Consider the following 22,817-nt stretch of genomic DNA (forward strand, 5'->3'; position numbering starts at 1 on the left):
CACATCATTTAACGCCGAGCGCGTTGGAGGTGCACGAGATCGCGTGACCGAATCGAATGTACTTTTGTTTCCCCCAACAGGTACGCCCCGAGAGTACTGGAACTTGTAGTTGATTTTTTCGCTTGCCGCTTACGCATCGCCGACTAGATATTGGGACTTTGTCAGGTTGCGAGGCCGATAAGATGGCGTGGTGAAGAAATCGAAATCGCTCAATCACGGTCACCGTTTTCCGGCTGGGGTCATCAGCTGCGCGGTTCGATGGTATTTCCGCTTCCAGTTGGGCCAGCGCGACATAAGCCGGGTAGTACATGGCATCTCGACGAAATGTTCGTCACGCTTCATGGAGAAGCGTATCCAATATTTCACCGGCAAATGCCGTAGCGACAATGGACGTTTCGGCTTGCGCTCAGCACGATTTCGAACGCATTTCACGGACGCTCGAAAAGAAGGTATCTGCAATCGAGCGGATCATGGCTGACGGCGACAACGAACTTCCGAGTTTTGGGACTGCATGACGAGAATTACCAGGAATCGACTTGATGAACTGACAAAGCCAATCAATGAGTAAGCCTGAGTGCTAATCACTCACTGGATCAACTCCGCTGCATCCCCGGCGTGACAAAAAAACGGCGGGTGAGACCAATCATGCGTCCCCCGCCCTCCGGTTGTGTCACCGACAAACGCTACATCAATCGCGCAACTTCACCGCCGTCATCCGCGGCATCAACAGATGAATGATGCCCAGTGCAACCAGATACGCCGATGCGCCGACCGTAAACAGCGCCCAATAATTCCCAGTGCGCTGCAAGGTCTCGCCGATCACGCCGGAGAAGAAGAACGAACCGACCATCCCCGCCACGCCGCCGATACCGACCACCGTGCCGACCACCCGCTTCGGAAACACGTCGCCGACCGTCGTGACGAGATTGGCCGACCAGCCCTGGTGCGCCGCTGCCGCGAGACCAACGGCGAGCACCGCCCACCACAGGCTCTGGAATGCCGACAACGTTGCGATCGGCACCACGCACAATGCACAGATGAGCATCGTGAGCTTGCGCGCGAAATTCGGCCGGTTGGTTCGCGCCATCAAACGCGACGACAGCCAGCCACCCGCCACGCTGCCGATCGACGACATCGTATAGATTGCGATCAGCGGCAGACCCATGTGGGCGATGTCGATATGGCGCGACTCATTGAGCCACTTGGGCAGCCAGAACAGATAGAACCACCACACCGGATCGGTCAGCAGCTTGCCGAAGACGAACGCCCACGTTTCGCGGTACTTGAGCACCGACAACCAGCTGACTTTCTGCTCGACGACTTCTTCGCGGTCCGCATTGATGTAGGCGAGTTCTTCCTTCGACACCGACGGATGCTCCGAAGGTTGCCGATAAACCAGCCACCACACTGCCAGCCAGACGAAACCGGTCGCACCGCCCGCGATGAACGTCGCGCGCCAGCCCCACATCACCGCGGCGATCGGCACGAAAGCCGGCGCCACGATGCCGCCGATCGTCGCGCCCATGTTCCAGAAGCCCGTCGCGAGCGCGCGCTCCTTCTTCGGAAACCACGTGGCGGTAGTGCGGATCGCAACCGGAAAATTGGCCGCTTCGCCGAAGCCGAGCAGACCGCGTACGGCCGCGAAACCCGGCACGGTCGATGCCACCGCGTGCAGCATTGCCGCGAGACTCCACAGCGCCATCGCGCTGCCGTAGACCTTCTTCGTGCTGACGCGATCGGCGATGCGGCCGAAGATCGCGAGACCCACCGCATAGGCGACCGTAAACACCATCACGGTCTGCGCATACTGCACCTGGTTCCAACCGATATCCTTTTGCAGCAGCGGCGCGAGCAGCCCGAGCATCTGACGATCCATGTAGTTGATCGTCGTCGCCGCGAAGATCATCGCGCAGATGGTCCATCGGTATCGTCCGACGGCCGTCCGTGCGGCGGCCGCCGTAGCTTCTAGTGTCTTCATCGAGTCTCCTGAAGGTTTCTGAAAATGTGCGTATATGGTGGTTCGATACGGTCAATGCGCTGAGGCCGGCAATCCTTCGCGGGCTCATGCGCGAGAAGAACACGACCCCGGCGGCAATCACCGACATCACCGCGAGTCCAGTGAGGCCGCCCTCGATTGAGCCGGTCTTCTGTTCGAGGAAGCCGAAGGTCGCCGGCGCCACGAAGCCGCCGAGGTTGCCGATCGAGTTGATCAGCGCCAGCACCGCGGCGGAAATCCGCGCGTCGAGATAGCCCTGCGGGATCACCCAGAACAGCGACGAGGCCGCCTTGAAGCCGATCGCAGCAAAGCAGATCGCGACGAACGAGAACACCGGGCCGCCCTGGCCAGCCGCATACATGCCGAGCGCGGCGATCAGCAGCACACACGCGACCCACGCCTGCTGGAACTTGAAGCGCGCCGCGAGCATCGCGAACAGATACATCGCCGCGATCGAGATCAGCCACGGAATCGAATTGAACAGGCCGACCTGGAAGTCGTTGAAATGGCCCATCTTGTGGATGATGCTGGGCAGCCAGAAAGTCGCGCCGTAGATGGTCAGCGATACCGCGAAGTAGATCAGGCAAAAGATCAGGATTTGCGGATCGCGCAGCAGGGTTCCGAGCGACGGCTTGACCGGGTGCGCGGCGGCGCGCTGGCGTTGCTCTTCGTCGATCGCATCCAGCACCGCGTCTTGCTCGGCGCGGGTGAGCCAGGCGGCGTCGCGCGGCTTCGAGTCGAGCCACAGCAGGATGAAGCCCGCGAGCACGACCGAGAACATGCCTTCGATGATGAACATCCACTGCCAGCCACGCAGCCCCGCGCCTTCGATCAGCATCAGCCCGCCGGAGATCGGCCCGGACAGCACCGACGCGAGCGCCGAGCCGCTCAGGAAGATCGCCATCGCCTTGCCGCGCTCGTTGCTCGGCAGCCATTGCGTGAAGTAGTAGATGACGCCGGGAAAGAAGCCCGCTTCGGCCGCGCCGAGCAGCAGCCGCATCGCGTAGAACGACGTCTCGCCGCGCACGAATGCCATGCCGGCCGCGGCCAGCCCCCACGTGAGCATGATGCGCGCGAGCCACAGCTTCGCGCCGTAGCGCTGCAGCAGGATGTTCGACGGCACTTCGAAGATCGCGTAGCTGATGAAGAAGAGCCCCGCGCCGAGCCCGTAGGCCGCCGCGCCGATGCCCAGATCGGCGCTCAGATGCTGGCGCACGAAGCCGATGTTCACGCGGTCGATGTAGTTGACGATGAACATCACGACGAACAGCGGCAGCACGCGCCACTTGATCTTGTGCACCGCGCTCGCCAGCGCGCCGGCGCGCTCGGGCCGCGCCGTGTCGGCAATCGGGCTACTCATGGGGTTGTCTCCTTCGATGGCGACGCGCAGTGCGCGTCGCAGGCCTCGTAGGCGCGGATTTGGAAGCGAGAATTAAAAGCGCGGATTCTTGCCGGTGAAGCCCGGTTCGTACTTGCGCATCTGCGAGAGGTCATCGCGATTGCGCACGCCGCACGACAGATACTGCGCATGCAGTTCGGCGAGCCGCTCGCGGTCGAGCTCGACGCCGAGGCCCGGCGTGGTGGGCACACGCACCGAGCCGTTGTCGAACGTGACACGGCCGCCCTTGATGACTTCTTCCTCCTGCCACGGGTAGTGCGTGTCGCACGCATAGGTCAGGTTGGGGATGCTGGCCGCGACGTGCGTCATCGCCATCAGGCTGATGCCGAGGTGCGAGTTCGAGTGCATCGACATGCCGAGATCCCACAGCTTGCACATGCGCGCGAGCGTCTGGGTCGCGCGCAGGCCGCCCCAGTAATGGTGATCCGACAGCAGGACCTTGACCGAACCCATCTCGGCGCCGCGGCGGAAATCTTCCATCGTCGTGATGACCATGTTGGTCGCGAGCGGCAGGCGCGTGTGCTTCGCCAGTTCGGCCATGCCTTCGAGACTCGGACACGGGTCTTCGTAGTACTCGAGCAGTTCGTCGAGTTCAGGGGCGGCGGCGATGCTCGTTTCGAGCGTCCAGTTCGCGTTCGGGTCGAGGCGCAGCGGCACGCCGGGGAACGCCTGATGCAGCGCGCGCATGCACGCGATTTCGTGTGCCGGCTCGAACACGCCGCCCTTCAGCTTGATGCTCTGGAAACCATACAGCTCGATCATCCGACGCGCCTGCGCGACGATCTGCTCGGGGCTCAGGCCTTCGCCCCAGGCATCGGGCGCATAGGGCTTGTCGATGTGCTCCGCGTACTTGAAGAACAGATAGGCGCTGTACGGCACGGCGTCGCGCACCTTGCCGCCAAGCAGATCGACGATCGGCGCGCCGACGATTTGCCCTTGCAGGTCGAGCATCGCGACTTCGAGCGTGCTGATGACTTTCGGCGCGTTCTTCGCCGCGTGCGAGCCGGGCGCGAGTTCGAATTCGACCGCGCCCGGGGTCGCCTTGATCGTGCCCCGCACGCGTTCTTCCATGCGATTGAGGTCGAACGGCGACAGCCCGATCACCAGCGACTTCGCCTGTTCGAGCACACGCAGCATCGGTTCGTCGCCATAGGTCTCGGAGATGCCGACGCGGCCGTCGCTCGTCTCCAGTTCGACGATGGCGCGCAGCGCCCAGGGTTCGTGGATTCCGGCCGCGTTGAGCAGCGGGCCGTCGCGGAAGGCGATCGGGGTGATGCGCACCTGGGTGATGGTGATGTCGCGAGTCATGATGTCAATCGGCATAAGTTGAGCTTGATGGGCCGGATAGTAAAGCACTAATATATTAGTGCGTTAGTGGGGTAAACTCTCATGCCTACTGCGCGGCGAATTCCGCTTGCAGGCCCGCTGGAAGCGGCGAGCGTCGGCTATAGTACTAGTGCCTCAGCGAACCGCCCCGTCGGTCCGCCTGCTTCCAAGCTTCAATTTCAACCATGAAAAACCACGCTCACTCGTCGACGGTCACCCGGCTCGACCGCTCCCGCCACGCTGCGCCGCAAGTCTTCGAACGACTGCGCGAAATGATCCTTTCTCTCGAATTGACGCCTGGCACGGTGCTGTCGCGCACCGAGCTCGCGAACCGCTACGGGCTCAGCCAGACGCCGGTGCGCGACGCGCTGATGAAGCTCGGCGAGGAAGGACTCGTCGATATCTATCCGCAGCACGCGACGGTCGTTAGTCAGATCAAAGTGACCTCCGCGCTGCAGGCGCATTTCCTGCGCCGCTCGATCGAACTCGAAGTAGTGCGCACGCTCGCGGAGCAGCGCAACGCCACGCTGATCGCGGAACTGCGCGTCACGATCGCCCGGCAAACAGAATTGCTCGACCTGAAGAACTACGAGGAGTTCTCGCTGCTCGATCAGGCGTTTCATCGGCAGATGTACGAGGCGGCGGGCGTGCCGCAGCTGTGGGATCTGGTGCGCAGGCTGAGCGGGCACATCGACCGGCTGCGGCGCCTGAATCTGCCGGCGGAGGGCAAGACGATGGCGGTCGTGCGCGATCATACGGAGATCGTCGACGCGATCGACAAAGGCGATGTCGAGGCCGCGCAGGCTGCGCTACGCAAGCATCTGTCGGGGACGCTGAGTCAGATCGATCAGATTCGCACGAGTCATCCGAACTTTTTGGCGGACGAGTGAGCGTTCGCTGAATCGCTGGCTACGGCTGGATCACGGTCATTCTGAATGGACCGCCGTTTGCGGCCGCGTGAGACACCGCTTCATTGGCGCGATTGAGCGGGAATGTCTTGACGTCGAAATGGCGGAGATCGAGCAGCCCCGAGCGAATCAGGCCCGTCATCAGCGTCACGGCTTCCGTCGGATACATCCATTTGCCGCGCACGGTGATGTCGTTGCGCATGAGCCACGGATATGGCAGATCGAGCCCAGCATCGTCCAGCATGCCCACGCCACCCATCAAAATGACGCGGCCGTACGGCCGCACGGCCCTCATCGCGGCACGCACGGCTGTGACGGGCGCCGAGGGCGGCAGCAGATCGATAACGCAATCGATCGGGCAAGGAGCCGCCTGTTGCATCCGTTCGCGATCCGCGTGTTCATCGCCTGAAAGTCTGACCGGGCGCACACGCGCGCCGAAGCGCTGTTTCAGATCGTCGAGTGCTTCCGCATTGCGTCCCGGCGCGACCACGCAGCGCGCTCCCATCGCGAGGGCGACAGCCACGCAGGCGCTGCCGAAGTTGCCGGTAGCCCCGCTGACGAGCAGCGTTTCGCCAGCCCGCAGCGCGGCCGCAAGCAGCCCGCCATAAGGCACGAGCATCACGTTGAGCGCACACCAGCGCGCCGCCTCGCCAGGATCGATGTCGCCGATACGAACTGCGTTCTCGGTCGGCACACGCACCTGTTCGGCGAACGGGCCGTCGTGAAAGTACCGTTGCAGTCGCAAGCCCCCGTCTCCACGCGAACTCCAGCCCTGCAGCGCTATATCGGGCATCAACGCGTCGTCGCGCGAGCGCACGGTCGGATCGCAGAACACCCAGTCGCCCACCTTCAGATGAGTCGCATCGGGACCGCTCGCTCTTACACGACCGATCGCGCCGCAACCGGGCACGATCGGCAGCTCGATCGAATAGCGGCGCTGCCCATTGAACACTTCATTCGCGTATGACAGCACCGGCGCGGCGGCGACATCCACGATCACCTCGCCCGTGCCGATTTCCGGATCCGGCATTTGCCTAATCGCGAGCGGTCGCTCAAGCGAATTCAGGATTGCAGCTTTCATCGTCGTTCTCCGTCAAGGGTGGTCTGACGAGGTCATTCTGGCGAACCTAGAATAGGCAACAAGGCCTGGTACTATCCCAGGATTCATCGATACCTCCTTGCGAGGACGAACATGCCGGCATCGAGACGGAGTGAGTTTGGCGATTTTCTGCGGTCGCGCCGGGAGAAGCTGAGCCCCGCATCGGGGCGGCTCGGGAGCGGCCGGCGCCGTCGTACGCCGGGTCTGCGGCGGGAAGAAGTTGCCGAACTGGCGGGCATCGGTGTGGACTGGTATGTGCGGCTGGAGCAGGGGCGAACGGTCAGCCCCTCCGATGCCACCCTCGACGCGCTTGCTCGCGCCCTGCGGCTTGGCAAAGCAGAAGCCGCGCATCTGCGGGCGCTCGCGCGCAGCAACGATCAGCGGACGTTTGCTGCGGAGAAAGTGCCGCCGGCAATCGCGCGCATCGTTTCAGACCTCGGCCTGCCGGCATACGTGACCGGCAGGCGGTGGGACATCCTGGCGTGGAACCGGGCGGCCGCCGATCTACTCGGATTCGATCGGCTGACCGAGGCGGACCGCAATATCCTCGTTTTCATGTTCATCGACCCGGAAGCGCGACGGCTATTCGGACCCGCGTGGGAAGACGAAGCGCGCCGCATGATCGCGCTCTTCCGCGCAACGCATGATCTCTTCGCCACCGATCCATCGTTCGTCCAGCTAGTGGAGCGCCTGCGTTCGTCGAGTGCGGAGTTCGCTAGCTGGTGGATCGCGCATGACGTCCGTGGCGGCGCATCTGGTGAGAAGGTACTCGCGCATCCTCAGCGTGGAAACCAACGCTATCAATACGCTACGTTTCAGGCGAACGACGACCCGTCGCTGAAACTCTCGATCTACACACCTATTTGAGCTCCGCACAGCTGAGAAAGTCATCGCGACGGCCCTAGGACCTTGGTCCGATTGACGCGACATCCACGCGTGGCACCCTTGTACAAAGCCGGAATAATCATCGTCAACCTGACAGGGAGGCCGCCATGTTTTCATGGAGCCGGCAGTTCGCGCTCGCGGTCATGGCCGTGTCCGCGATGGCTTGCGCGGGAAGCGCATGGGCAACCGAACAGGCTCAGCAACGTCGTGCTGGACGCGACGTGCGCCAGGAGACACGCCAGGGTGCCCGTCATACGAAGCAGGAGTGCAGAGCCGCGGACCAGAAGAGCAATTCGCAATGCCGGCAGGACAAGCGGCAAACCAAGCAGGGCGGCCGTCAGGCGGCCAGGAATATCAAGTATTGAGCGTTTGCGTTCGCGTGCGCCGGCTGGGCACTGAACCAGCGACAGCATGGGAAGGCAGACACCACGTCCACCACATCGAGCGGGGGAGCCGATGCGAGCCTGGCGATATGTAGCGCTTTGCACCTTGCCGTTCATGATCGTCGGCTGTAACACGCCTCCGATCGCACCGGGCAAGCCGGTCGATATCCCGACTGCCCTCGAGCAGGTTCTCCAGGGCCTGTGCAATTTCCGCAAAGATCAGGCCGGCCGGAAGCAGGACCTGGGCGCCGCAATCGACTCGATCACCGTGGAGCTAGACCTGACCGTCGACGGGGCGAGAAATCCGCCCGTGGCGGTCGCGCCGGATATCCAGTTCATTCCGACCGTTAGCTACGGTCAGATCATGACGGCAAACCGGGGCAGCAGACTCGTGCTGACGCTGAAAAACACTGGCAGCGGCACCCATGGGGGCGATTGCGATGTGACTGCGCCAGCCAAGTAGAGATCAGACAGCCGGGGCACTTCCCGCGCGTTGACCCGCGCAAGTGGCCCCAGCATTGCACTTCAACCTTGGGCGATGCTCTCCCACGCGCCCGACTGAGCCGAGCGGAACACGGCATCGATCACCCGCATATTTGCGCGCGCATCTTCCAGCGGAATAGCTTGCGGGGCTCCACTCAGGATCGCCTCCGCGAACGTGGTGGCGGCTACGCCGTATTGATCGCACACCGGAACTTCCAGCCAGCGATCAGTCGCGACACCGTCGCTATTGTGCTCACTGATTAGCAGACGCGTCGGTCGGTCGTGTGGCGCATTGAACGGAATTTCGACTTGGATTCTCCCCTTGGTGCCGTGAAATTGCATCCGCTGGTACGGATAGGTCTGAGTCGAGTAAAAGAAACTCGCCTGCACGCCATCGAAGTCCATCAGCACGGAGCCGAGCCGGTCTACCTTGAAGGCAGGATCCTGTTCCACCAGCGCTACTACGCGCCGTGGCTCACACCCGATCGTGAAGCGCGACGTCGTGATCGGATAGCAACCAATATCGAGTAGACCGCCGCCGCCTAGCTCGCTCTTGTTGCGGATATTGTCTTCGTTCGTGTTGTGATAGGTGAAACCGCCGGTCACTGCCCGCAATTCGCCGATCGCGCCTTCGTCGATCAGGGTCCGCACCTTCAACCATTGCGGATGCGTGCGAACCATGAAGGCTTCCTGGATGTATCGGCCGCTCTTGTCGCGCGCGGCGATCAGCCGTTCGACCTGTTGCGCATCTAGGCTGATCGGCTTCTCACACAGCACGTGCTTGCCCGCCTCGACCGCTTTGATCGTCCATTCCACGTGGAGATGATTGGGCAATGGAATATAGACCGCGTCGATTTCCGGGTCCGCGAGCAGCGCCTCGTAACCGTCGTATGCGACAGCCAGACCATATTTGGCCGCGGCTTCCCGCGCCTTCTCCAGAGAGCGCGACGCGATGCCTTTCACCCGGCACTTCGGCGCGTTGTGCATGGGCACGACCACCTTGTCGTTGATCTTTGCGGCGCCCAAAATTCCCCAGACTATTTGATCCTTTGCCATGACATCCCTTTTCCGATTGCGTATCCGATGAGTCGAGCAGGCTGAGCATTCGCGTGAGTCGGCAAGTCGCGTGAGTCCGCGAACGACCAGGAGCATGCGATCGTATCAGTTTAACCGTGGCTCGTCGTCGCTAGACCTCGGTCCGCTTGAGCAGATAGTCGAGGCCGCCCACTCGATACCATCGGTATCCGAACGGCTCGAGCATCACCGTGTGACGGCCGTCATCGTCAGCGCCGCTGTGGTCGTCGGAAAGTAGATTGATCAGCGAATCCCGCCCGGGTTCGTTGGAGCTGAGGCGGAATTCGACGGTGCACGCTTCGGCGCGGAAGTTATGCAGAAACAGCACGGAGTTGTTGCGCCAGTGATAACCGAGCGCGAGCACATCGTTTCGCGAGGTGGGCAGCACTTCGAAGTCCCCCCAGCTGACCTCCGGCACTTCCCGGCGCATGCGGATCATCCGCTCGGTCCAGTTGAGAAACGAATCGGGATCGCGCCGCTGCTGCGCCACGTTGACCCGCTCGAAGCCATAAGCCCCGCCGGAGATCGCCGGCACAGACGGGTTCGAATGGCTGGTGAAGCCGCCTTGCGGCTCGCCCGACCATTGCATCGGCGTGCGCGCGCATTGGCGCTCGGGCCGGCGCAGATCGTCCCCCATGCCGATTTCATCGCCGTATCGGAACACCGGCGTGCCCGGCAAGCTCAGCATCAGGCTGTAGGCGAGTTCAAGACGGCGTCTGTCGCCCGACAGCATCGGCGCAAGTCTGCGGCGGATGCCGCGCCCATACAACTGCATATCCGGGTCCGGGGCGAATGCGGCGAACACTGCCGCGCGCTGAGCGGGCGTCAGCCGGCCCAGATCGAGTTCGTCGTGATTGCGCAGAAACACCCCCCATTGCGCAGTCGGCGGCCGTGGTTTCGTCGCCAGCAGCGCGTCCTTCAACGGCTTCGTGTTGCCCGTCGCGAGCGTGTAGAAGGTGTTTTGATTGACGCGAAAGTTGAACATCATCGGCAAGCGCTCGCCCTCGTCGCCGAAGTACTGGAGATCCGATTTGGGGAGCACGTTGGCTTCGGCCAGAATGATCGCGTCGCCTTCGCGCCACTGCAGAAACTCGCGAAACGTTCGCAACATGTCGTATTGCTCGACGGGGCGGCGCAGCTTCGGGCCCTTCGTCGCGATGACGAAAGGCACCGCGTCCATGCGGAATCCGGACACGCCGAGCTGAATCCAGAAGCCCATGATCTTCAGCAACTCCGCCTGCACATGCGGATTGGAAGTATTCAGGTCCGGTTGAAAATCGTAGAAGCGATGGAAGTACCAGCGTTTTGCCCGCTTGTCGAAACTCCAGGTCGACTTCTGCACGCCCGGAAACGCCACGCCGCGTTGCGCATCGGGCGGTTTGTCGTCCGACCAGACATACCAGTCGCGATACTTCGACGCGGGATCGCTGCGTGCTTCCAGGAACCACGGATGCTGGTCGGACGTGTGATTGACGACGAGATCGATGATCACCCGCAAGCCCCGCTGGGCGCACGCATGCGTGAACTCGGCGAAATCGCCGAGCGTGCCGTACTTCGGATCCACGTTGTAATAGTCGCAAATGTCGTAACCGTTATCGCGTCCTGGCGACGGGTGGAAGGGCATCAGCCAGATCGTCGTCATGCCGAGCCCTTGCAGGTAATCGAGCCTGCGCATCAGGCCCTGGAAGTCGCCGACGCCGTCGCCATTCGCGTCCATGAAGGTGCCCACCGAAAGGCAGTAAATGATCGTGTTCTTGTACCAGAGGTCATTAAGCATAGGTTCCGCGCGGGGCGCCTAAACAATCGATCGTGGAGAGGAATTGCAATGTCGGAGCTGGCGTGGTGGCAACGCGGTGTGATCTATCAGATCTATCCGCGCTCGTTTCAGGACAGTAACGGCGATGGCATCGGCGATCTGTCCGGCATCAGCGCGCGCCTTGAATACGTCGCGGCCCTAGGCGTCGATGCGGTGTGGATCTCCCCAATCTACCCCTCGCCGATGGCCGACTTTGGCTATGACGTCGCGGACTACTGCAACATCGATCCGATGTTCGGCACGCTGGACGGGTTCAAGCAATTGATGGGCCACGCGCATCGGCTCGGGCTCAAGGTGCTGCTCGATTTCGTGCCGAATCATTCGTCGAACCGGCATCCGTGGTTCGAGCAAAGCCGCTCGTCGCGAGACAATCCGAAACGGGACTGGTATCTGTGGCGCGATCCCGCGCCCGATGGCGGACCGCCGAACAACTGGTTGAGCCGCATGGGCGGCTCGGCGTGGGAGTGGGACGAGGTGACGGGGCAGTACTACTATCACGCGTTTCTGCGCGAGCAGCCTGACCTGAACTGGCGGAACCCCGAAGTGCGCCGCGCGATGGACCAGGTGCTGCGTTTCTGGCTCGACCTCGGCGTGGACGGCTTCCGCGTGGACGTGCTGTGGCTGTTGATCAAGGACGCGCAGTTTCGCGACAATCCGCCCAATCCCGGCTATTTGCCCGGCGAGCCGGACCATCATCGACTGTTGCAAATTTACACCGAGGATCAGCCGGAAGTACATGAACTCGTCCGCTCGATGCGAGCCACGCTGGACGAATACGGCGAGCGCGTGCTGATCGGCGAAATCTATCTGACGGTTGCGCAACTGGTGAAGTATTACGGCGTGAACGGCGAAGGAGCGCATATGCCGTTCAATTTTCAGTTGCTCAGCGCGAGATGGAATGCGGAGAACATCGCCCGCATGATCCGCGATTACGACGTTGCGTTGCCCGAATACGCGTGGCCGAACTGGGTGCTGGGAAACCACGACTATCCGCGCATTGCGTCGCGCGTCGGCGCGGCACAGGCACGTGTGGCCGCTGTGCTGCTGTTGACACTACGAGGAACGCCGACGCTTTACTACGGCGATGAAATCGGCATGACGGACGGCTATATCCCGTCCGATCAGATTCAGGACCCGGCCGAGCTCCGTCAACCGGGCATTTGCCAGGGACGCGATCCCGAGCGCACGCCTATGCAATGGGATGGCGCGCTGCCGAATGCGGGCTTCACGGACGGCAGACCGTGGTTGCCGATTGCGACCGCGACGAGCGTACGCGAACAGGATGGCGACATGTCGAGCATGTTGTCGCTGTATCGGCGTTTGCTGAGCCTGCGCCGCAGCAGCGCCGCGCTCGTGCGGGGCACGATAGAGAATGTCGTTGCCGATGGCGACGTGCTGACCTATGAGCGGCGCTCCGGCAATCAATGTCTGTTCATTGCGCTGAACATGGGTGCCGAAGCTGCCACCGTGCAATCGCGCGCGGGCATGGTGCTGCTATCGACGGTGACCACGCGCATCGGTGACGCTTTCGTTCAGGGCGCCAATTTGCTTGCTGCCAGCGAGGCGGTCATCGTGATCGTCGACTCGCCATCGTGAACGGTAGATGAGTCGCTGGTTCAAAGCGCCACCTGAATGCCCAGTTCAACGACGTCTTCCGCTCGAAGCCCATAGTATTCCGCGCTGGGCGTGGAATGAAACGCCATCTGTCCGAACAGCGCCTCGCGCCAGCGCGTCATGCTGCCGTGCGTACGTCCCTTGATCACTTCATCGCGCGGCAGGAAAAACGTGGTGTGCCTGGGATCGTAGTGCCAGCCATCGAACCGACCCGCCAGCGATTCAAGCAGTCGCGGCAGGTTGGGGCGCTCGACGAACCCATGATGCGCAATGATCTCGAAGCATCCGTTGCCGAGGTCTCGCACGTCGACGCGCGTTTCGTCATCGATACGCGGCGCCGACTCCGAAATGTTGGCGAAGAAAATCGTCGTCTCGTGCAGCACGCGGTTGTGGCGGATGTTGCTCTTGAATGTCGCCGGTGTCTTGCCCGATGCGTTGCCCGGATAAACCGCGGTGCCTGGCACGCGCGCCGGGGGTTCGGGACCGGCTAGCGCGTCGCGCAGGAACGCGTCGAGCGCATCGGCTTCGTTCGCATGGGTTGCGGCAATCTCGCGTCCGCGATTCCAGGTCGACATCAGCACGAAAAGAATCAGCCCGACGGCGACAGGAAACCAGCCGCCGGAAGCGATTTTCGGCACGTTCGCGGATACCAGCGTCACGTCGACGACGAGCAACGGCGCGCTCACGAGCGCCACGCCGTAGCGGGGCCAATGCCAGACGTTGCGCGACACGCTGATCATCTGGATCGTGGTGATCAGCATCGTCAGCGCGACTGCGATGCCGTACGCCGAAGTCAGGTTCGACGAGCTTCGAAACGCCAGCACGAGAAACAGCACCGCCACGAACAGGATCAGGTTGACGGCGGGCGAATAGACCTGTCCGGGCCGCTCTGTTGACGTTTCGACGACCCGCAGGCGCGGCAGAAAGCCCAGTTCGATCGCCTGACTCGTCATTGAAAATGCGCCTGAAATCACCGCTTGCGAAGCGATGACCGTCGCGAGCATCGCGATGATGACGCTCGGCACGAGCGCCCACGGCGGCGCGGCGTGAAAGAACGGCTGGTGAAAAGAGCCGGGCACGAACAACAGGGTTGCTGCCTGCCCGAAGTAGCCGATGATGATCGACGGAAACACGATGGCGAAGAGCGCAATACGGATCGCGCGGCGTCCGAAGTGACCGATGTCGGCATACAGGGCCTCCGCTCCGGTCAGCGCGAGAATCACGGCGGCGAGAATCGTGAATGCGATGCGGGGATGGCCGATCATCAGCGATACGGCCCATCGCGGCGATAGCGCATGCAACACGACGGGATGTTGCGCGACCCGATACAGCCCGACCGAGGCAAGAGACAGAAACCACACGGCCATCACGGGACCGAATGCGCGCCCGACCACCGAGCTGCCACGTCGCTGAAACGAAAAGAGCGCGATCAGGATGGCTGCCGCGATCGGCACGACCCATGGATCGAAAGATGAACTGATCTCGCTCAGTCCCTCGACGGCCGACAGCACGGATACGGCCGGCGTTACCATCGAATCGCCATAGAACATCGCGGCGCCGAAGAGTCCCGCGAGCAGCAGCGCACGCGGCACCCGCCGCCCTTCGTCCTCATAGCCCGATCGAACCAGCGCCGTCAGAGCGATGATGCCGCCTTCGCCTTCATTGTCGGCGGCCATCACGTACCACGCGTACTTGAGTATGACGACGATGACGACGGCCCACACGATCATCGACAGCGTGCCCATCACGACCTGCACGTCGATCGAACCGGTTTCGATGGCGGCTTGGCGCAATGCGTAGATCGGACTCGTGCCGATGTCGCCGAATACGACACCCAGTGCGCCTAGCACGAGCGTGCCGCCGCCGCGCTGGCGGCGAGACGACGAATCGTCGCGTTGCTCCCACTTTTGCTCAGGCATTTTTTTACACGAAGGTTGTGCGATGCCGTACGAGCAATTTGTGGGCCGAAGCGCGATCCGTCGGCCGCGCTCGACTGTCGAAGCCGATCACGCAGTGCTGAGGGGCGCGGCGCTGTCAGTCTCGTCCATCGATGAAACGGCGCTACGGATGCGCGCGGCAATTCGCGCGTCGAGCGGGGTGTAGACGAGCATGCTCAGGTCTGGCCGGCCATCGACGGCGAACAGCGAATACTCCATTTCGATGGTTCCCAACGCAGGATGCAGCAGGCGCTTAACGTGCCGGCCTTCGCTGTGGCCGAATACCTGGTTTTCGCGCCACATGCGTTCGAAGTCGGGGCTCTCGCGACACAGATCGTCGACCAGATCGCCCACCTCGGAGGCGAGCCCCGCACGTGCGACGTCCGCGCGGAACGTCCCTACGACGGAGCGGGCGACGCTCTCCCAGTCATGCTGTTTTGCGCGGGCGTCGGGATCGCCGAACAGGAAGCGCAGGATGTTGCGCTGGCCCGGCGGCAGCGCGCTGTAGTCGGTCAGCACGACGGCTGCCGCGCGATTCCACGCGACCACGTCCCACGTCGCGGTCTTGATGATCGACGGGCTCGGATCGAGCGAATCGAGCACGCGCTGCAAGCGCGGGTCCACTGCGTCGGTGGAGCGGTAGCGCACTTCCGGCGGGCGCCCGAGACCCAGCATGAACAGATGTTCGCGCTCCGTGTTGGTCAGCAACAGCGCCGCGCAGATGCGCTCCAGCACCGCGGCGGACGGCGCGCCGCCGCGGCCCTGCTCGAGCCAGGTGTACCAGGTCGAACTGATATTCGCGCGCTGCGCGACTTCTTCCCGGCGCAATCCGGGCGTTCGCCTGCGGCCCGAGAAGCCGAAGCTGGCCGGATCGAGCCGCGTGCGGCGGCTGCGCAGAAAGTCTCCAAGGGACTGGGCGGTGTTCATTGGGCGTTAACCTGTTAGTCGCTTTACCGGGATAAGCTCACTACTTCAATAGCATAGCGAATGATCGCATAGTGCGTCGGTGGCTATTCTGGAGACTTGACCATGCGAATCTTTCTGACAGGCGCAACCGGGTTTATCGGCTCGGCTTTGGTGCCCGAACTTATCGAAGCCGGCCATCAGGTGATCGGCATGACCCGCTCCGATCAGGGCGCGCAGGCGCTCGTCGCAGCGGGTGCGGAGGTGCATCGCGGCACGCTCGAAGATACCGACAGCCTGCGCAGCGGCGCCGCGAAGGCCGACGCCGTCATACATCTTGCTTTCGATCACGACTTCTCGCACTTCGTGGAGAACTGCGAGAAGGACAAGCGTGCGATCGCATCACTTGGCGCGGCGCTCGCGGGCTCGGATCGGCCGCTTCTGATCACTTCAGGCACGGGCGTCGGCAGCCGGGACAACGGGCAGCCGGCCGTCGAGGACGTGTTCAACACCAGCCACCCGAACCCGCGCATCGGCTCCGAGATGGCCGGCAATGCGCTACTGGAGGACGGCGTCAACGTGTCGGTGATGCGCTTGCCGCAAGTGCATAACCCATACAGGCAAGGCCTCATCACGCCGCTCATCCAGATCGCTCGGGACAAAGGCGTGTGCGCGTATGTGGAGGAAGGACGTAATCGCTGGCCGGCCGGGCATCTGTCGGATGTCGTGCGGCTGTACCGGCTTGCGATCGAGAAGGGCGAACGCGGTGCGCGCTATCACGCGGTCGGCGAAGAGGGTGTTAGTGCACGAGAGATCGCCGAAGCGCTGGGGCGCGGCCTGAAGTTGCCGGTCGTCTCGATCGCGCGCGGCGAAGCGCAGGCGTACTTCGGATGGATGGCGATGTTCGCCGCGCTCGATATGCCGGCATCGAGCGCGCAGACGCAGGCGCGTTTGGGCTGGCGGCCGACCGGTCCCACGCTACTGTCGGATCTGAACGAAGCGCGCTACGTTGCATCATAGATGTTTCAATATGCCGCTCGCGAGCCTGCGCAGTTCGTCGAACTGTGTCACGAGTTGGAGGCACAGAATAAAGGCTAGCGTCGCAGCGGGCCCCGGGTGGCGGTCCATCCATCGCAGCACCGGCGTCGCGTAGCGCGTGCGGATCGCGTCGCGCGTCATGATCAAGGTGATCGTGATCCCCACCGCGGCGCCCACCAGCAAATCGGTCGGATAGTGAAAGCCGAGATAGGCGCGCGGAAGACAAATGAACAGCGCGGTATAGAGAAGCGCCAGCACACCGATGCCCCGCCACACGAGGAAGATGCCGGTGGCGATAGCCATCCATAGCATCGCGTGATCGCTCGGGAAGGAACTCCAGTTGGTCAGCACTGCGTCCTTGATATCGCCGCTGGCGAAGCTCAGATGCAGTTCGGGGTCATAGACGGGGCGCACCCTGAACGGCAACCAGTGAGTCAGCACTCTTCCGACGAAGAGCGCCGCGAGGCCGCTGACAACCGTCGCGAGAACCATTTCTCGCCGCCATTCGCGGCATTCGTCTTGCTGAAACCACATCCACCACAGCACGGGAACGAGTACGAGACCTTTGAAGGTGTACAGGTTGTCGATGGCTTGTATGGATAGCGTCGCGAAATGACTGAAATGTATGTTGGATAGATATGTTTCGATGGGTAAATCGAAGCTATTCATTATTTTCTAAAGAATTGAACCGGTCGCGGATGAGTATCAGCATAATTCATCGCGCGCACGGCATTTTTTGGCGCTTACTTTCACTGACAACTTTTACTCCGCAATTTCATCGCTAACTTTCGGTGACCCGGCGATCGCTGATCACAATGCGAAATACGGGTTGAAATCGCTCTGTCGAAAGTTGTTTCCGTAACAGCGCCAAGCGCAGCGATGACCGATAGTCGGATCTTTCAAGGAGGCCATCATGAAACTGGTCGACTGGAATATTCAGTGGGGCTGCGGTGTCGACGGCCGCGTCGACCTGGGCCGGATCGCGCGGGAAGCACGCGCGTTGTGCGACTTCGACGTGCTGTGTCTGCAGGAAGTCACGCGCGGCTTCAATGAAGCACCGGCTGCAGGCGGATTGAAAGGCGCGCCGTCGTCCGATCAGTTCGCCGAACTTGCCGCTCTGCTTCCGGAAATGACCGTGCTCGATGCGATCGGCTCCGACCTGCCTTCGCTGGGCGCAAGCCGTCATCGCCGGCAGTTCGGCAATGCCATCGTGACCCGCTTACCGGTTCGTCAGGTGCTGCGCCATTCGCTGCCGTGGCCTGCCGATCCCGCCAAGCCGTCGATGCTGCGCGTCGCGCTCGAAGCGGTGCTCGAAGCCGACGTCGGTCCGATTCGTGTCATCAGCACGCACCTCGAGTTCTATTCGGAGAAACAGCGGCTCGCGCAAGTGGCGAGACTGCGCGAGTTGCATCAGGAAGCATGCAATCACGCGCACTTTCCCGCGCGTGGTGAAAAGCCGGACAGCCCGTTTGCCGATACGGCGCGTCCGCTCAGCGCGGTTGTCTGCGGGGACTTCAACAGCGCGTTCGAAGACACCGCGTTTTGCCGGATGCTCGAACCGATCGCCGACGCGCCGACCTTCGTCGATGCGTGGGCCCGCGCGCACCCCGGCGAGCCGCGGGCTGCGACGGTGGGCCTTTACGATCACGACCAATGGCCCGACGGACCATTCGCGTGCGATTTCGTTTTCGTCACGCAAGACCTGGGCACACGCATTGCGTCGTGCGATGTCGATCCGCACAGCCGCTCGTCCGATCATCAGCCGATGTGGCTGGAACTGCGTTGAAACTTCTGCGGGAATGCTTAAGGCCCTGTTAAGAGTTGTTCTGCGATGGTCGAGCCTATGTTCAAGCTATCAGAATAGTGCGCACCTCACATGAATAGCAGCCGATCGGAAATTCGCCCGCATGCAGTCAGCAAAGTCCCTCAGATCACGCTGGGCTTCTGGATCATCAAAATCGCCGCCACGACACTTGGTGAAACGGGCGGCGATTGGGTGACCATGTCGCTCAAATTGGGTTATCTGATCGGCACCGGGATCTTTGCAGTTATTTTTATTGCGCTGGTCGCAGGGCTGATTAGGGCGGAGCGGTTCAATGCCACGCTTTATTGGGCGACCATCGTCGCAACGACCACGCTCGGTACCACGCTGGCCGACTTCTTCGATCGATCCGTGGGAGTTGGCTATCCTGGCGGCGTCATGATCGTCTTCGCGCTTCTGGTTGCGAGCTTGGGGATCTGGTACAAATCGGAAGGTACGGTGTCAGTGCAGAGCGTAACCACGCCGAGAGCCGAGTGGTTCTATTGGGTGACGATCCTCTTTTCGCAGACACTGGGTACGGCGTTGGGCGATTGGATGGCGGGATCGGACGAAGGCGGATTGGGGCTCGGCTATGAGAACGGCGCTTTGATCTTCGGTGCGGGTCTGCTGATCGTCGGCGCGCTGTACTACTGGTCGCGGCTGTCGCGGACCGCCATTTTCTGGGCGGCGTTCATCCTGACGCGTCCGCTCGGCGCGACCTTGGGAGATCTGCTCGACAAACCCGTATCTCAAGGTGGGTTCGAGATCAGCCGACTCTATGCATCGGTGATTCTGGTTTCGTTCATGGCCCTGTGCGTGATTTGGTTACCGCAGCGTCCTGCTGGGCGAGCGATGCGGTAGTAGAGCGAAGAGGCTACAAATGTTCGGGAATAGCCATTGCATGCTCGCTGGACATTCGTTTAATCGAGGCTGACATGAAAAATCCCTGGACCAGGAAGAACCCGTTCCTGAGCATGTGGCTAAGCGGCGCCAATACCATCGCCAACTCGGCGCGGGTACGAACGACGGCGGCGGCCAAACGCGCGGCCTCCGCGTTTTGGAGCGCTGCACTCACGCAACCGAAGCCGAAGAAAAGAAGAAAGGCACGGCGCTGAGTTGACTCGTCCCCTGCCGGACGAGTTCGCCGCCTGGCGTGAGCGATCGCACGCAGCGCGTATCCAAACGGCAAAAAAGAAGGGAGCGCCATAGTCGGCGCTCCCTTCATTCATGGGCTACACGGGCAGGCTTACTGGATCGGAGTCAGATAAGAACCCGACAGGAAACGTTCCGAACTCGGAATGGTTGCCGTGTAGGCCTGAATCGCGGCTGCAAGCTGCGGGCGAATCAGGTTACGGTTGTAGTCGTAGATCGAGTAGCCGTCACCCTCGCCATTGCTCGGATCGCCGTTACGCACGACATACCAGAACGCCTTTGCCACCGAACCGTTGTTCATCAGAATCTTCAACTGATTGAATGCGGCCGTTTGTCCAGCGTCCGTACCGTTGGTGCCATTGTTGGTCTCGGTCAGCCAGATCGGCTTCGCACCGCTGCTCACGAGGTTCGACACGGTAGTCACGAATGCCTGCACCAGCGTGTTGTACTCGGCGCTGCCGAAGTACGGGTGAACGTCGACGACGTCGATCGTGGTGTTCAACGGGCCGGAAGCACTCTTCGTGTTGTTGCCCATGGCATTGATGTAGTCGGTCGCCTGGATCAATTGGTTGCCTGCGGGCGGTAGCCAGCCGTTATTCGGATACGCCGAGTTGTAGAAGTACGAGATGCCCTGAGTGTGCAGAACCGTTTTGTAGCCCGACTGGCTCTTCGTGTTCAGGACCTGCTTGGTTTCCGAATAGAGCGTCTTGCTGCGATTCAGAATGTAGCCGGAGATACCGTTCGGATCGCCGTAAGACGGGTCCGAAGCGGAGAACGACCAGTTGGTCTCATTGAACAGTTCGATATCAGCCGTGAAGGGCAGAACGACGTCCATCAGCGAGCCGAGATACTTGGTGAACGTTGCGTCGCAGAAGTCGAGTCGCGGCGACGATCCGCTCGGCGGATTCTGGGTGGCCGAGCATTGGTATGCGCTAGACGGCGCGTACATGCCCACCTCGAAAAGAATCTTCATGCCGCGCGTGCGTGCGGCGTTCAGAAGCCCCTTCAGAAAAGCCACCTTATTGGGGTCCAGCGTGCTGCCGTCGGCCAGTGTCATGAAGTCCCACGAAACACCGAGGCGAACCGTACCGACGCCCAATCCGGCAATCAGATCCAGGTCTTTTGAGCATTCGTTGAGCGCCGTCTGATCCCCGCTCCCTCGGGATATGCAGCCGTATCTTTCGCCTGCTGAGCCTTGAGCCAGTCTTGCATGAATTGGGTCGGAGAAACAAAGCCGAGCGATGAATGAAGACGACTGCGGTTATAAAACACCTCGATATATTCGAACAAGTCCGCAACGGCTTCCCGATGCGTCCGGTAACGAGTGGCATGAACCCGTTCGTTCTTCAGGCTATTGAAGAAGCTCTGCGTGGGCGCATTGACGCTCCTATGTCAAGGGACACGCGTTGACTCGGCCAGATCCGCGAGGATGAGCGGGTACAGCTCCCTCACGATATAGCGCTTGAGGCAGCGGTGGATTTCCTTGTTCGACATGCCTTCTTTGGTCCGACGCTCGACATAAGCACGGGTCCGAGGGTCGCTTCTCATCCGCACCATCGCAATGGTCCACAAGGCATTGTTTGCAGACCGGTCGCCGCCCCTGTTCAAGCGATGCCGGACCGTTTTGCCAGACGATGCCTGCAACGGGCTCGTGCCACAAAGCCTCGCTTTTGAGGCGTTCGGAATTGTCGCCTGCGACGGCGACGAGCACTGCAGCGGTCTGTGGGCCAACACCGAATCTCTCACGAAGCCGGCTGGCGTGCTGGCTGGTCAGGCGATCAAGCATGGCATCGAGCGTGTTGAGCTCCTCTGCCAGCGCCAGCCAGCGTTTAGCCAGCAGGCGCAACGTGGTCGTCAACGTTTGCAACATGGGCGTGTTGCCCAGCGAGCGCAGGCGGGCGCAGCTCGCAACGCATTCCGCTGTCTTCGTTTTCAGAAGGCGCTCGCGAATTTCCTGTGGCGCGCTGACCAGCAAAGCCCGCAACTGATTGATGGCCTGCGTCTTCGCTTTTACAGCGCTGCGTCTGGCAACGGAGACGGCGCGCATTGCTTCGGCAGCGCCGGACTGCTCCTTGGGAATAGCAGTTGCTTTTCCGGAAAGAACCGCGCGGGCTGCATTTTCTGCATCGGTGGGATCGGACTTCCCTCGAGACCGACGTGTCGCCCGGTCGGGGCGATTGACTTCAAGTACTTCAATCTCGTGATCGCGCAGCACGCGCGCCAAACCCGCTCCATAGGTGCCGGTCCCTTCTACGCCGGCGCGGAGCAGTCAAACACGTGAGTCAACTGTCGCTGACGTCACGATTGCAAATGGTCTTGCGCGGGATATGCGGCTTTCGTATTTGATCGTCGCGAAACGGCTCAATCGCCTTGTCCCGCCCGTTGGACCTGGGCGCGGTTATAAGGCTGACCGTTCGCCTGAACCGGCGGCGAACCGTTATCGGTGGGCACTACGCCGTTGCTGTACGCATTCGTAGTCGCGTTCGCGACTGCGTTGGCAGAGAGGGAGGTGTTGGCAGTCACGGACTGCGTGCTGCCATCATCGCTTGTTTCACCGCCGCAACCTGCAAGGCTCAGAACTCCCGCGGTAAATGCAAGTACTGAAACAGTTTTTGCGATCTCAGGAAGTTGACGAATGATGGTTTTAGTCTTGGAGAGAGTCTGCCGAAAGAGGACATCTTTCTATCAAGGTCGATGAACCTTGGCCGCTAAAGCGAACAACGTCCGGGCGATAAGGACGTCGCTACGAATAATTACGCAACAACACGGAGTATAACTAACTAATGATTCGCTTTTGTCAAGGGCACAGTTGCCGGACTCGCGTAATGCATTACATTCAAAAAGCACGATTCGGTGATTCGTCGCAAATTGCGAAGTTGTACTGATGGAAACGACCAAGGTTTTCCCTGACTGATCTGACGAAACGAATGATACAGAAACGGAGCAAAACTTGGCCCCTGGTCGTAACCAAGCGTAACAACGAAATCTGTGAGATGGAGGCGT

The 22,817-nt window shown here is 61.5% G+C and carries 19 protein-coding genes and 4 pseudogenes; 9 read left to right on the plus strand and 14 right to left on the minus strand.

Annotated features, from left to right (window positions below; all coding sequences use genetic code 11):
• Nucleotides 1-190 precede the first annotated feature (190 nt).
• Nucleotides 191-354, plus strand: a pseudogene (locus AB3X86_RS21605) (IS6 family transposase); the annotation flags it as partial.
• A 334-nt stretch (nucleotides 355-688) separates the two neighbouring features.
• Here AB3X86_RS21605 and AB3X86_RS21610 read toward each other — a convergent pair.
• The 3 genes and pseudogenes from AB3X86_RS21610 to AB3X86_RS21620 form a co-directional block, all read right to left on the minus strand.
• Nucleotides 689-1,978 carry an MFS transporter gene (locus AB3X86_RS21610; protein ID WP_368597574.1) on the minus strand — a complete coding sequence of 430 codons (1,290 nt, stop codon included), beginning with the start codon at nucleotides 1,976-1,978 and terminating at the stop codon, nucleotides 689-691.
• Nucleotides 1,979-2,054: 76 nt separating this feature from the next.
• Nucleotides 2,055-3,356 (minus strand): annotated as a pseudogene (locus AB3X86_RS21615) (MFS transporter); the annotation flags it as partial.
• 72 nt (nucleotides 3,357-3,428) lie between these two features.
• Nucleotides 3,429-4,703, minus strand: coding sequence for a glucarate dehydratase family protein (locus AB3X86_RS21620; protein ID WP_026228580.1), 1,275 nt, complete (start codon nucleotides 4,701-4,703; stop codon nucleotides 3,429-3,431).
• Between the two features lie 203 nt (nucleotides 4,704-4,906).
• Between AB3X86_RS21620 and AB3X86_RS21625 the strand changes: the two genes are divergently transcribed.
• Nucleotides 4,907-5,611, plus strand: coding sequence for a GntR family transcriptional regulator (locus tag AB3X86_RS21625; RefSeq protein ID WP_176123614.1), 705 nt, complete (start codon nucleotides 4,907-4,909; stop codon nucleotides 5,609-5,611).
• Between the two features lie 19 nt (nucleotides 5,612-5,630).
• On the opposite strand, the gene AB3X86_RS21630 is transcribed toward AB3X86_RS21625, so the two are convergent.
• The gene (locus AB3X86_RS21630; RefSeq protein WP_368597575.1) at nucleotides 5,631-6,710 is read right to left on the minus strand and encodes a zinc-binding dehydrogenase; all 1,080 of its coding nucleotides are present in this window, start codon (nucleotides 6,708-6,710) and stop codon (nucleotides 5,631-5,633) included.
• Between the two features lie 111 nt (nucleotides 6,711-6,821).
• On the opposite strand from AB3X86_RS21630, the gene AB3X86_RS21635 reads away from it, so the two are divergent.
• The 3 genes from AB3X86_RS21635 (at nucleotide 6,822) to AB3X86_RS21645 (ending at nucleotide 8,459) form a co-directional block, all read left to right on the plus strand.
• Nucleotides 6,822-7,595, plus strand: coding sequence for a helix-turn-helix transcriptional regulator (locus AB3X86_RS21635; protein ID WP_368597576.1), 774 nt, complete (start codon nucleotides 6,822-6,824; stop codon nucleotides 7,593-7,595).
• A gap of 125 nt (nucleotides 7,596-7,720) precedes the next feature.
• Nucleotides 7,721-7,978 (plus strand): hypothetical protein, encoded by a 258-nt coding sequence (locus AB3X86_RS21640; protein WP_176366812.1) that lies wholly within the window; start codon nucleotides 7,721-7,723, stop codon nucleotides 7,976-7,978.
• A 133-nt stretch (nucleotides 7,979-8,111) separates the two neighbouring features.
• Entirely contained in the window at nucleotides 8,112-8,459 is a 348-nt protein-coding gene (locus AB3X86_RS21645) for a hypothetical protein (protein WP_176123610.1), read from the plus strand.
• Nucleotides 8,460-8,521: 62 nt separating this feature from the next.
• On the opposite strand, the gene AB3X86_RS21650 is transcribed toward AB3X86_RS21645, so the two are convergent.
• Nucleotides 8,522-9,535: a Gfo/Idh/MocA family protein gene (locus tag AB3X86_RS21650; RefSeq protein WP_368597577.1), complete on the minus strand. Its 1,014-nt coding sequence runs from the start codon at nucleotides 9,533-9,535 to the stop codon at nucleotides 8,522-8,524.
• A 130-nt stretch (nucleotides 9,536-9,665) separates the two neighbouring features.
• On the minus strand, nucleotides 9,666-11,330 hold the full coding sequence (locus AB3X86_RS21655; protein ID WP_368597578.1) for an alpha-amylase family protein: 1,665 nt from the start codon (nucleotides 11,328-11,330) through the stop codon (nucleotides 9,666-9,668).
• 48 nt (nucleotides 11,331-11,378) lie between these two features.
• Between AB3X86_RS21655 and AB3X86_RS21660 the strand changes: the two genes are divergently transcribed.
• Nucleotides 11,379-12,965, plus strand: coding sequence for an alpha-amylase family glycosyl hydrolase (locus tag AB3X86_RS21660; protein ID WP_368597579.1), 1,587 nt, complete (start codon nucleotides 11,379-11,381; stop codon nucleotides 12,963-12,965).
• A 20-nt stretch (nucleotides 12,966-12,985) separates the two neighbouring features.
• Here AB3X86_RS21660 and AB3X86_RS21665 read toward each other — a convergent pair whose 3' ends face one another.
• Together AB3X86_RS21665 and AB3X86_RS21670 are read right to left on the minus strand one after the other, a co-directional pair.
• Nucleotides 12,986-14,902 carry a potassium transporter Kup gene (locus tag AB3X86_RS21665; RefSeq protein ID WP_368597580.1) on the minus strand — a complete coding sequence of 639 codons (1,917 nt, stop codon included), beginning with the start codon at nucleotides 14,900-14,902 and terminating at the stop codon, nucleotides 12,986-12,988.
• Between the two features lie 87 nt (nucleotides 14,903-14,989).
• Nucleotides 14,990-15,847, minus strand: coding sequence for a helix-turn-helix transcriptional regulator (locus tag AB3X86_RS21670; protein WP_368597581.1), 858 nt, complete (start codon nucleotides 15,845-15,847; stop codon nucleotides 14,990-14,992).
• 102 nt (nucleotides 15,848-15,949) lie between these two features.
• On the opposite strand from AB3X86_RS21670, the gene AB3X86_RS21675 reads away from it, so the two are divergent.
• Nucleotides 15,950-16,843: an SDR family oxidoreductase gene (locus AB3X86_RS21675; protein ID WP_368597582.1), complete on the plus strand. Its 894-nt coding sequence runs from the start codon at nucleotides 15,950-15,952 to the stop codon at nucleotides 16,841-16,843.
• Here the strand turns inward: AB3X86_RS21675 and AB3X86_RS21680 are convergent.
• Nucleotides 16,838-17,530 carry a phosphatase PAP2 family protein gene (locus AB3X86_RS21680; protein ID WP_368597583.1) on the minus strand — a complete coding sequence of 231 codons (693 nt, stop codon included), beginning with the start codon at nucleotides 17,528-17,530 and terminating at the stop codon, nucleotides 16,838-16,840. The two genes, AB3X86_RS21675 and AB3X86_RS21680, sit on opposite strands and share 6 nt — an antisense overlap.
• A 244-nt stretch (nucleotides 17,531-17,774) precedes the next feature.
• On the opposite strand from AB3X86_RS21680, the gene AB3X86_RS21685 reads away from it, so the two are divergent.
• Both AB3X86_RS21685 and AB3X86_RS21690 read left to right on the plus strand, forming a co-directional pair.
• Nucleotides 17,775-18,647: an endonuclease/exonuclease/phosphatase family protein gene (locus AB3X86_RS21685; RefSeq protein ID WP_368597584.1), complete on the plus strand. Its 873-nt coding sequence runs from the start codon at nucleotides 17,775-17,777 to the stop codon at nucleotides 18,645-18,647.
• A 90-nt stretch (nucleotides 18,648-18,737) separates the two neighbouring features.
• A complete protein-coding gene (locus AB3X86_RS21690) occupies nucleotides 18,738-19,523 on the plus strand; it encodes a hypothetical protein (protein ID WP_368597585.1) in 786 nt (261 codons plus the stop codon).
• A 13-nt stretch (nucleotides 19,524-19,536) separates the two neighbouring features.
• Here AB3X86_RS21690 and AB3X86_RS21695 read toward each other — a convergent pair whose 3' ends face one another.
• The 5 genes and pseudogenes from AB3X86_RS21695 to AB3X86_RS21715 all read right to left on the minus strand — a co-directional run.
• On the minus strand, nucleotides 19,537-19,869 hold the full coding sequence (locus tag AB3X86_RS21695) for a hypothetical protein (RefSeq protein ID WP_368597586.1): 333 nt from the start codon (nucleotides 19,867-19,869) through the stop codon (nucleotides 19,537-19,539).
• Between the two features lie 39 nt (nucleotides 19,870-19,908).
• Nucleotides 19,909-20,871: a glycosyl hydrolase gene (locus AB3X86_RS21700; RefSeq protein ID WP_368597587.1), complete on the minus strand. Its 963-nt coding sequence runs from the start codon at nucleotides 20,869-20,871 to the stop codon at nucleotides 19,909-19,911.
• A 50-nt stretch (nucleotides 20,872-20,921) separates the two neighbouring features.
• Nucleotides 20,922-21,194: pseudogene (locus tag AB3X86_RS21705) on the minus strand (IS3 family transposase); the annotation flags it as partial.
• A gap of 12 nt (nucleotides 21,195-21,206) precedes the next feature.
• On the minus strand, nucleotides 21,207-21,560 hold the full coding sequence (locus tag AB3X86_RS21710; RefSeq protein ID WP_368597709.1) for a transposase: 354 nt from the start codon (nucleotides 21,558-21,560) through the stop codon (nucleotides 21,207-21,209).
• A 280-nt stretch (nucleotides 21,561-21,840) separates the two neighbouring features.
• Nucleotides 21,841-22,029: pseudogene (locus AB3X86_RS21715) on the minus strand (IS110 family transposase); the annotation flags it as partial.
• Between the last annotated feature and the right edge of the window lie 788 nt (nucleotides 22,030-22,817).

The sequence above is a fragment of the Paraburkholderia sp. BR14374 genome, assembly GCF_040948685.1.
GTDB lineage: Bacteria > Pseudomonadota > Gammaproteobacteria > Burkholderiales > Burkholderiaceae > Paraburkholderia > Paraburkholderia youngii.

Bases quoted from the DNA above. Each gene is read 5' to 3' on its own strand.
- AB3X86_RS21690 (WP_368597585.1), top strand. From the start codon at position 18,738: ATGAATAGCAGCCGATCGGAAATTCGCCCGCATGCAGTCAGCAAAGTC.
- AB3X86_RS21670 (WP_368597581.1), bottom strand. From the start codon at position 15,847: ATGAACACCGCCCAGTCCCTTGGAGACTTTCTGCGCAGCCGCCGCACG.
- AB3X86_RS21660 (WP_368597579.1), top strand. From the start codon at position 11,379: ATGTCGGAGCTGGCGTGGTGGCAACGCGGTGTGATCTATCAGATCTAT.
- AB3X86_RS21695 (WP_368597586.1), bottom strand. From the start codon at position 19,869: ATGGCGCTCCCTTCTTTTTTGCCGTTTGGATACGCGCTGCGTGCGATC.
- AB3X86_RS21625 (WP_176123614.1), top strand. From the start codon at position 4,907: ATGAAAAACCACGCTCACTCGTCGACGGTCACCCGGCTCGACCGCTCC.
- AB3X86_RS21650 (WP_368597577.1), bottom strand. From the start codon at position 9,535: ATGGCAAAGGATCAAATAGTCTGGGGAATTTTGGGCGCCGCAAAGATC.
- AB3X86_RS21685 (WP_368597584.1), top strand. From the start codon at position 17,775: ATGAAACTGGTCGACTGGAATATTCAGTGGGGCTGCGGTGTCGACGGC.
- AB3X86_RS21655 (WP_368597578.1), bottom strand. From the start codon at position 11,330: ATGCTTAATGACCTCTGGTACAAGAACACGATCATTTACTGCCTTTCG.
- AB3X86_RS21630 (WP_368597575.1), bottom strand. From the start codon at position 6,710: ATGAAAGCTGCAATCCTGAATTCGCTTGAGCGACCGCTCGCGATTAGG.
- AB3X86_RS21640 (WP_176366812.1), top strand. From the start codon at position 7,721: ATGTTTTCATGGAGCCGGCAGTTCGCGCTCGCGGTCATGGCCGTGTCC.
- AB3X86_RS21645 (WP_176123610.1), top strand. From the start codon at position 8,112: ATGATCGTCGGCTGTAACACGCCTCCGATCGCACCGGGCAAGCCGGTC.
- AB3X86_RS21680 (WP_368597583.1), bottom strand. From the start codon at position 17,530: ATGAATAGCTTCGATTTACCCATCGAAACATATCTATCCAACATACAT.
- AB3X86_RS21635 (WP_368597576.1), top strand. From the start codon at position 6,822: ATGCCGGCATCGAGACGGAGTGAGTTTGGCGATTTTCTGCGGTCGCGC.
- AB3X86_RS21665 (WP_368597580.1), bottom strand. From the start codon at position 14,902: ATGCCTGAGCAAAAGTGGGAGCAACGCGACGATTCGTCGTCTCGCCGC.
- AB3X86_RS21700 (WP_368597587.1), bottom strand. From the start codon at position 20,871: ATGACACTGGCCGACGGCAGCACGCTGGACCCCAATAAGGTGGCTTTT.
- AB3X86_RS21620 (WP_026228580.1), bottom strand. From the start codon at position 4,703: ATGACTCGCGACATCACCATCACCCAGGTGCGCATCACCCCGATCGCC.
- AB3X86_RS21675 (WP_368597582.1), top strand. From the start codon at position 15,950: ATGCGAATCTTTCTGACAGGCGCAACCGGGTTTATCGGCTCGGCTTTG.
- AB3X86_RS21610 (WP_368597574.1), bottom strand. From the start codon at position 1,978: ATGAAGACACTAGAAGCTACGGCGGCCGCCGCACGGACGGCCGTCGGA.